7 protein-coding genes are annotated in these 7,645 nt (G+C 74.3%); 6 read left to right on the top strand and 1 reads right to left on the bottom strand.

Going from position 1 to position 7,645, the window contains the following annotated elements:
- Positions 1-159 precede the first annotated feature (159 nt).
- Positions 160-384, top strand: a complete 225-nt coding sequence (gene rpmE, locus F8279_RS28310) for a 50S ribosomal protein L31 (protein WP_091422563.1) — start codon at positions 160-162, stop codon at positions 382-384.
- Positions 385-472: 88 nt separating this feature from the next.
- Positions 473-1,561, top strand: coding sequence for a peptide chain release factor 1 (gene prfA / locus F8279_RS28305; protein ID WP_091422567.1), 1,089 nt, complete (start codon positions 473-475; stop codon positions 1,559-1,561).
- 73 nt (positions 1,562-1,634) lie between these two features.
- Here prfA and F8279_RS28300 read toward each other — a convergent pair whose 3' ends face one another.
- The gene (locus F8279_RS28300; protein ID WP_091422570.1) at positions 1,635-3,188 is read right to left on the bottom strand and encodes a diguanylate cyclase; all 1,554 of its coding nucleotides are present in this window, start codon (positions 3,186-3,188) and stop codon (positions 1,635-1,637) included.
- 73 nt (positions 3,189-3,261) lie between these two features.
- On the opposite strand from F8279_RS28300, the gene prmC reads away from it, so the two are divergent.
- From prmC to F8279_RS28280, 4 genes are all read left to right on the top strand, one after another.
- Entirely contained in the window at positions 3,262-4,209 is a 948-nt protein-coding gene (gene prmC / locus F8279_RS28295; RefSeq protein ID WP_175438770.1) for a peptide chain release factor N(5)-glutamine methyltransferase, read from the top strand.
- Positions 4,209-4,853 carry an L-threonylcarbamoyladenylate synthase gene (locus tag F8279_RS28290; RefSeq protein WP_091422579.1) on the top strand — a complete coding sequence of 215 codons (645 nt, stop codon included), beginning with the start codon at positions 4,209-4,211 and terminating at the stop codon, positions 4,851-4,853. Before prmC ends, F8279_RS28290 begins: the two co-directional genes overlap by 1 nt.
- The gene (locus F8279_RS28285; RefSeq protein ID WP_091422584.1) at positions 4,854-5,465 is read left to right on the top strand and encodes a phosphotyrosine protein phosphatase; all 612 of its coding nucleotides are present in this window, start codon (positions 4,854-4,856) and stop codon (positions 5,463-5,465) included.
- 112 nt (positions 5,466-5,577) lie between these two features.
- Positions 5,578-7,645, top strand: a 2,068-nt coding sequence (locus F8279_RS28280; protein ID WP_151501570.1) for a transglycosylase domain-containing protein, incomplete at its 3' end; no start/stop codon positions are given.

Below are 7,645 nucleotides of genomic sequence, written 5' to 3'. Positions count from 1 at the left end.
GGGCCGGCGTTGGAGGTGGCGGACCTCCTGTGCCGGGTGGCAGACGCCCGTGGCAGACTGGTCAATCGGCCACCGGTTCCGGTTCACGCCCGAGCCCGTCCTGACGACGGGGAGCACCGACGGCGACCCGGCGACCACCGACGAAAGGACCGAGGCGACATGAAGCCCAACATCCACCCGGAGTACCAGACCACCGAGGTCCGCTGCTCCTGTGGCAACTCTTTCACGACCCGCAGCACCGCCAAGGGCGGCGCCATCAGCGTCGAGACCTGCAGCGCCTGCCACCCGTTCTACACCGGTAAGCAGCGCGTGCTGGACACCGCCGGCCGGGTCGCGAAGTTCCAGCAGAAGTACGCCAAGGTTCAGGCCAAGAAGGCCAAGTAGCTCCGTCGACGACGCCCGTGTCCGGCTCCTGCCGGGCACGGGCGTTCGTCCGTTTGCGCCGGTTTCATCCCCAAGGAGCATCCGCAGCATGAGCAGTGAGCGCCTGGCCGCCCTCCTCGACGAGTACGCCGAGCTGGAGCGGCGGCTGGCCGACCCGGCCATCCACGCCGACCAGGGCACCGCCCGGCGGGTCGGCCGTCGGTATGCCGAACTGGTCCCGCTGCACAAGGCAGCCGGCGAGCTGGAGCAGGCCCGGGCCGACCTGGTCGCCGCCCGCGAGCTGGCCGCCGAGGACGCGACGTTCGCCGCCGAGGCGGACACCATCGCCGCCTCCCTGCCGGCGCTCGAGGAACGGCTCGCGGAACTGCTCATCCCGCGCGACCCGCACGACGCCAAGGACGTGATCGTCGAGATCAAGGCAGGCGAGGGCGGCGAGGAGTCGGCGCTGTTCGCCGGTGACCTGCTGCGGATGTACACCAGGTACGCCGAGCGGCACGGCTGGGTCACCGAGGTGATCGACGCGCAGGACTCCGACCTCGGCGGCGTCAAGGACGTCTCGCTGGCGATCAAGAGCAAGGGCGTCCCGGAGGGCGGCAACGGCGTCTGGTCCCGGCTCAAGTGGGAGGGCGGCGTGCACCGGGTGCAGCGCGTCCCGGTCACCGAGTCGCAGGGCCGGATCCACACCAGCGCCGCCGGGGTGCTGGTGCTGCCGGAGGCGGAGGACGTCGACGTCACCATCGACCCGAACGAGCTGCGCATCGACGTGTTCCGCTCGTCCGGCCCCGGTGGTCAGTCGGTGAACACGACCGACTCGGCGGTACGGATCACCCACGTGCCGACCGGCATCGTGGTCTCCTGCCAGAACGAGAAGTCGCAGCTGCAGAACCGGGAGCAGGCCATGCGTATCCTGCGCGCCCGGCTGCTGGCCGCGGCCCAGGAGCAGGCGGACGCGGCGGCGTCGGACGCCCGCAAGGCGCAGGTCCGCACCGTGGACCGGTCCGAGCGGATCCGCACCTACAACTTCCCGCAGAACCGGATCACCGACCACCGCATCGGCTACACCGCGTACAACCTGGACCTGGCGCTGGCCGGCGAGCTGGACGGGGTGCTCGACGCGCTGGCCGAGGCGGACCGCGCGGCGCGGCTGGCCGGCGAGACCGAGCTGTCCCGCCGCTGACCTGGCGCGGCCTGCGCGAAGGCCGCCGCGCCGCCCGTGCGGACCCCGCGAAGGCGACCTTCGGGGTACGGCCTCAGCTCGCCCGCAACCGCGCCTTGGCGCGCAGCATCTCCCGGTCGGCCAGCTCGAACGCGGTGCCGAGCGCTTCCCGGACGCTCACAGTGGTGCTGCCGTCGACCTCGGCGAAACCGATCGTCACCCCGACCGGCGTGCCCGGCACGAGGGACTCCCAGTCCTCGGTGCGGACGGCCGCCTCGATCCGGCGGGCCACCTCGACGGCCTCCGGCATGACGGTGTCGGGAAGCACCACGACGAACTCGTCGCCGCCGTAGCGGGCCACGAAGTCGCCCCGCCGCATCACCCGGTTGATCACCCCGGCCACCCGTTGCAGCACCAGATCCCCGGAGTGGTGGCCGTGGCGGGTGTTCACCGCCTTGAACCCGTCGAGGTCGCAGACGCCGATCACCACCCGCTCGCCCCGGGACACCACAGCGCCCAGGTAGCGCTCCAGCCGGCGCCGGTTGGGCAGGCCGGTGAGCGGGTCGGTGAGCGCCTCGCCCTCGTACCGGGCCGCCTCGCGGCGCATCTCCTCGTGGTCGATCCGGGCGGCGATGCCGTCGATGTAGACGTCCCGCAGCCGGTCGCTGCGCCGTGCCGCGAGCCGGAACGCGTGCCTGTCGGCCCGGTGCGCGCCGGCGTGGTCACCGGCCCGGGCCAGCGCGACGCTGCGCAGCCGGGGCGCCTCGGCCGCGCCGAGCGTCTCGTCGGAGACCTGGAGCGAGTCCAGCCGGGTGACCGCCTCGATCGGGCGGCCGGCGGCCACCGCGAGGCAGACCTGACCGAGCTGGCGCAGGTCGCGGGCGCGGGCGCTGTCGCCGCCGTGGCCGAGCAGCCGGTTCGGGTCGGCGTCCCCGGCGGACTCCACCCGGTCGCCGAGCGCGGCCCGGCGGGCGGCGGCGTAGCCGTACGCGGCCAGGCTGCTCGGGCGCAGGTTGCCGGCGCCCCCGCCACGCAGGAACCGGGCCAGGTCACCGGCGACGTCGCGCAGCACCCGCAGGCAGCCGTCGCTGTCGCCGTTGTGGTCGAGCGCGACCGCGTTGCGCAGCCGGATCCCCGGGGCGGCGAACGTCTCCTCCGGGATGCCGGCGCTCAGTCCCACCTCGCGGGCGCGCTCGATCGCGCCGAGCGCGTGGCCGTGGAAGCTCAGGTACGAGTACGCCATCGCCAGGTCGTGCCAGCCCCAGGCGGTGTCCCGGTCGGGGGTGTCGTCGGCGCCGAGCGCACGGGCGGCCCGGACCAGGTGCATCACGCACCGGTCCAGCGCGCCCTGGTGGTGGGCGGCGAGCGCGGCCAGCGCGTTGAGGTGCCCGTGCAGGTAGGGCTCGGTCAGGTCGCGTACGGCGGCGGAGGCGTCCTCGACGGCCCGGGTGAACTCGGCGGTGCGGCCGAGATTGATCAGCGCGGACAGGCGTTGCACCAGGGCGTCCGCGCGCGCGTACGGGTCGTCGGTGGTGCGGATGACGCGGTCGAGCAGGGCGCACGCCTCCGCGGACCGGCTGGCCTCCTGCAGTGACCGAGCGCGGCGGAGAGCGTCAACCTGGTCCTCGACCTGGTCGAGCCAGCCCACTCGCGACCTCCCTGCGGTGTGCGCCCGGACGCACCCGCTCGTGAGGTGGGCCGCGACGCCTCATGATTATTGCGTGACCGCACTCCCGCAACACCCGTCCGAAGGGACAGAACGCGAACGCCCCTCGCTGGTGATCAACCGGGTGGCGCGCGCGCTCGCGGCGGCCGGCGTCGAGGCGCCCCGCGCCGAGGCCGAGCAGCTCGCCGCGTACGTCCTGGAAGTGCCGCGTGGCCGGCTGGCGCTCGCCGACGGGTTCACCCCGGCGCAGCGCGACCGCCTGGACGCGCTCGTCGGGCGGCGGCTGACGCGCGAGCCGTTGCAGCACCTGCTCGGCTCGGCCGGTTTCCGGCACCTGGAGCTGGCCGTCGGGCCGGGCGTCTTCGTGCCCCGGCCGGAGACCGAACTGCTGGCCGGCTGGGGGATCGAGCGGGCCCGGGAGTGCGCCGCGCCGCTCGTGGTCGACCTGTGCAGCGGCTCCGGCGCGATCGCCCTCGCGGTCGCGCAGGAGGTGCCCGCGGCCCGGGTGGTGGCGGTGGAGCGGTCCCCGGCCGCGCTGGCGTGGCTGCGGCGCAACGCGGCCGGCCGGGCCGCCGCCGGGGACCGGCCGATCGACGTGGTGGCCGCCGACGTGACCGATCCGGACCTGCTGGCCGACCTGGCCGGACAGGTGGACGTGCTGCTCTGCAACCCGCCGTACGTGCCGAGGTCGGTGACGGTGCCGCCGGAGGTGGCCGGGCACGACCCGGACGAGGCGGTGTTCGGCGGCGCGGACGGGCTGGACGTGATCCGGCCGGTGGTCGACCGGGCCGCCGCGCTGCTGCGCCCGGGCGGCGCGATCGGCATCGAGCACGACGACACGCACGCGGCGGCGGTGCCGGCGCTGCTGCGCGGCGACGGCCGCTACGACCGGGTCGCGGAACACCGGGACCTGGCCGGGCGGCCCCGCTGGGCGAGCGCGTCCCGGCGGGCGGACGGCACCCACGCCGACCCGGCCCCGGCGTGGCAGACTGACTCCTCGTGATGCTCTACGACTGTCGGTCGCCCGCCGACCGGGACCGCGGCATCGCCGCTGCCGTCGAGGCGGTCAAGAACGGGGAACTCGTCGTCCTGCCGACCGACACGGTCTACGGCATCGGGGCGGACGCCTTCACCCCGTACGCGGTGAAGGCCCTGGCGGACACGAAGGGTGCGGCCCGGCAGGCGCCCCCGGTGCTCATCGGTTCCCGGCACACGCTCGACGGCCTGGTCTTCTCGCTGCCCGGCGCGGCCCGCGACCTGGTCGAGGCGTTCTGGCCCGGTGCGCTGACCATCGTGGTGGAGCACTCGCCGAGCCTGGCCTGGGACCTGGGCGACAACAGCGGCACGGTGGCGGTGCGGATGCCGCTGCACCCGGTGGCGCTGGAGGTGCTGCGGGAGACCGGGCCGATGGCCGTCGCGTCGGCCAACAAGATCGGCCAGCCCGCCGCGCTCACCGCCGAGGAGGCACGCGAGCAGCTCGGCTACGGCGTCCGGGCGTACCTGGAGGCCGGGCCGGCGGTGGACCCGGTGCCGAGCACCATCGTCGACCTGACCGGCGACGTGCCGCGGGTGCTGCGCGAGGGCGCGGTGACGCTGGCGAAGCTGCGGGAGGTCGTGCCGGACATCCTCGACGAGCGGGGGGTCTGAGTGCCGCCCTTCACCGTCCTGCACGTCTGCATGGGCAACATCTGCCGGTCTCCGATGGCCGAGCGGCTGCTGCTGCTCGCGGTCCGCGAGCGGCTGGCCCGCCTCGACGTCGACCCGGCCGGGTCGGACGCGCTCGTGCACAGCCACAGCGCCGGCACCGGCGGCTGGCACGCGGGCGAGGAGATGAACCCGCCCGCCGCCCGGCAGGTGATCTCGCGTGGCGGTGACACCGAGGGGTTCGCCGCCCGGCGGCTGCGCTCCGACCTGATCGACGCCGCCGACCTGGTGCTCACCGCCACCGCCGATCAGCAGGAGTACGTGGTGGCGCTGCGGCCGGACGCCGCCGCGCGCACGTTCGTCCTCGGCGAGTTCGGCCGCCTGCTCGGCGGGCTGGACCGGTCCGCCCTGCCGCCGGCCGAGCCGACGCCGGACGCCGTGTACGCGCGCGGCGTCGCGCTGGTGGCGGCCGCCGACGCGGCCCGGCAGAACGCCTCCGCGCTGTCCACCGACGATCTGGACGACCCGTGGGGCCGGGGCGACCAGTGCTTCAGCCGGGTCGCGGACGAGATCGAGGAGACGGTGCAGCCGCTGGCTGCCGCACTACTGCCCTGAGATTCATCCTTCCTCGCGAACTTCCTGCGCATTTCGCGGAAGGTGTCGGCAAAAGCGAGCAATCCGGTCATTCTGAACGGGTCCGTACGGCCGGCTCCTGCGGGGAGAGCTGATGAACCGGGCCTATCTCGACAAGCTGTTCACCGTTGTGCTCGCCGGCGTGCTCGCCGGACTGGCCCTGGCCGCCGCCGCGCTGCCGGCCGCACTGGTCTTCGGGCTGGGCGTGAAGAACCTGATGCCGTACACGGTGCTGCCGGAGGCGCTCAAGACGCCGCAGCCGGCGCAGCGTTCCAACCTGTACGCCAACGACGGGCGGACGCTGATCACCTCGTTCTACGTCGAGGACCGGGTGGACGTGCCGGTCGGCGAGGTGGCGCCGGTGATGCGCGACGCGATCGTGGCCGCCGAGGACGTGCGCTTCTACGAGCACCACGGCGTCGACGTGCGCGGCGTGGCACGGGCGTTCACGGCCAACCGTCGCGAGGGCACCCGCCAGGGCGCCTCCACGCTGACCATGCAGTACGTGCGCAACGCGCTGGCCGGTGACCCCCGGCTGACCGAGGAGCAACGCGCCGCCGCCACCGAGATCACCGTCGGGCGCAAGATCCGCGAGATGCGGTACGCGCTGACCCTGGAACGGCAGGTCGGCAAGGACGAGATCCTCGGGCGCTACCTGAACATCGCGTACTTCGGTGCCGGGGCGTACGGCATCGCCGCCGCCAGCAAGCGCTACTTCGCCACCACGCCGGACCGGCTCACGCTGGCCCAGGCCGCGCTGCTCGCCGGGCTGGTCCGCTCCCCGGCCGACGACCCGATCAACGGGGACGCCGACTCGGCGCTGCAACGCCGGGCGTACGTGCTGGACCGGATGGTGGAGACCGGCCGGGTGGGCGCGGCCGACGCCGAGGCGGCGAAGGCCACGGAGCTGGCCCTCAAGCCCAACACCACGCCGAACGACTGCGCCGCCGTGCCCGCCGACCACAACGACTGGGGCTTCTTCTGCGACTGGTTCACCCAGTGGTGGAACGCCCAGCCGGCGTTCGGCGAGAACGTCGACGAGCGGCAGCGGACGTTGCGCCGCGGCGGCTGGAAGATCGTGTCCTCGCTCGACCCGGACGTGCAGGCCAAGGCGAGCGAGCAGGTGCGGGAGATCTACCCGGAGACGATCCAGCGCGCCGCGCCGACCGCCGTGGTGCAACCGGGCACCGGACGGGTGCTGGCCATGGCGGTGAACCGCACCTACGGCACGACCGCCAACCCGGACGGGCAGCAGAACTACCCGAACACGGTCAACCAGCTGGTGGCCGGCGGGGGTGGCATCACCGGCTACCAGGCGGGCTCCACGTTCAAGCTGTTCGCCCTGCTGGCCGCGCTGGAGTCCGGGCTGCCGCTGGACACCGAGTTCGACGCGCCGCGCGTCTACGTGACGCAGTACCCGGTCGGCGCCGGCCCGGCGAGCTGCGGCGGCCGGTGGTGCCCGGCGAACGCCAACACCTACTGGATGGACGGCGACCGGGACATGTGGGACGCGTTCGGCCGGTCGGTGAACACGTACTTCGCGTGGCTGACCGAGCGCGTCGGCGCGGACCGGGTGGTCGAGATGGCCCAGCGGCTGGGCATCGTGTTCCGCGCCCCGGCCGACGCCAAGATGGCCCGCGAGGGTGCCAAGAGCTGGGGGCCGTTCACGCTCGGCGTCTCCGCCACCACGCCGCTGGACCTGGCCGGCGCGTACGCCGCCGTGGCCGCCGAGGGCACCTGGTGCCGGCCCACGCCGGTCACCTCCATCACCGACCCGGCCGGCCGGAAGGTGGCCGCCGGGAACACCGACTGCCGGCAGGTGCTCGACACCGAGGTGGCCCGCGCGGCGGCCGACGCCAGCCGCTGCCCGGTCGGCGACCAGTCGATGTACCGGCGCTGCGACGGCGGCACGGCCGAGGAGCTGGCCCCGGGCCTGGGCCGGCCGGTGGCGGGCAAGACCGGCAGCTCGGAGCGGAACGCCACCGAGACGGTCGTCGCGTTCACCCCGCAGCTGTCGGTGGCGACGATCGCCGCGAACCCGGACGACCCCCGGGACGCGGTCGGCGGCGGCGTGCAGAAACGGCAGATCGCCGCAGTGGGCCGCATCCTCGCGTGGTCGCTGCGCGACGAGCCGGTACGCGACTTCGTCCCGCCCGGCCAGG

The organism is Micromonospora sp. AMSO1212t (assembly GCF_008868145.1).
GTDB classification, from domain to species: Bacteria; Actinomycetota; Actinomycetes; order Mycobacteriales; family Micromonosporaceae; genus Micromonospora; species Micromonospora tulbaghiae.
The sequence above is the reverse complement of the archived record's forward strand: the minus strand, read 5'-3'. Positions and strand labels throughout refer to the sequence as shown.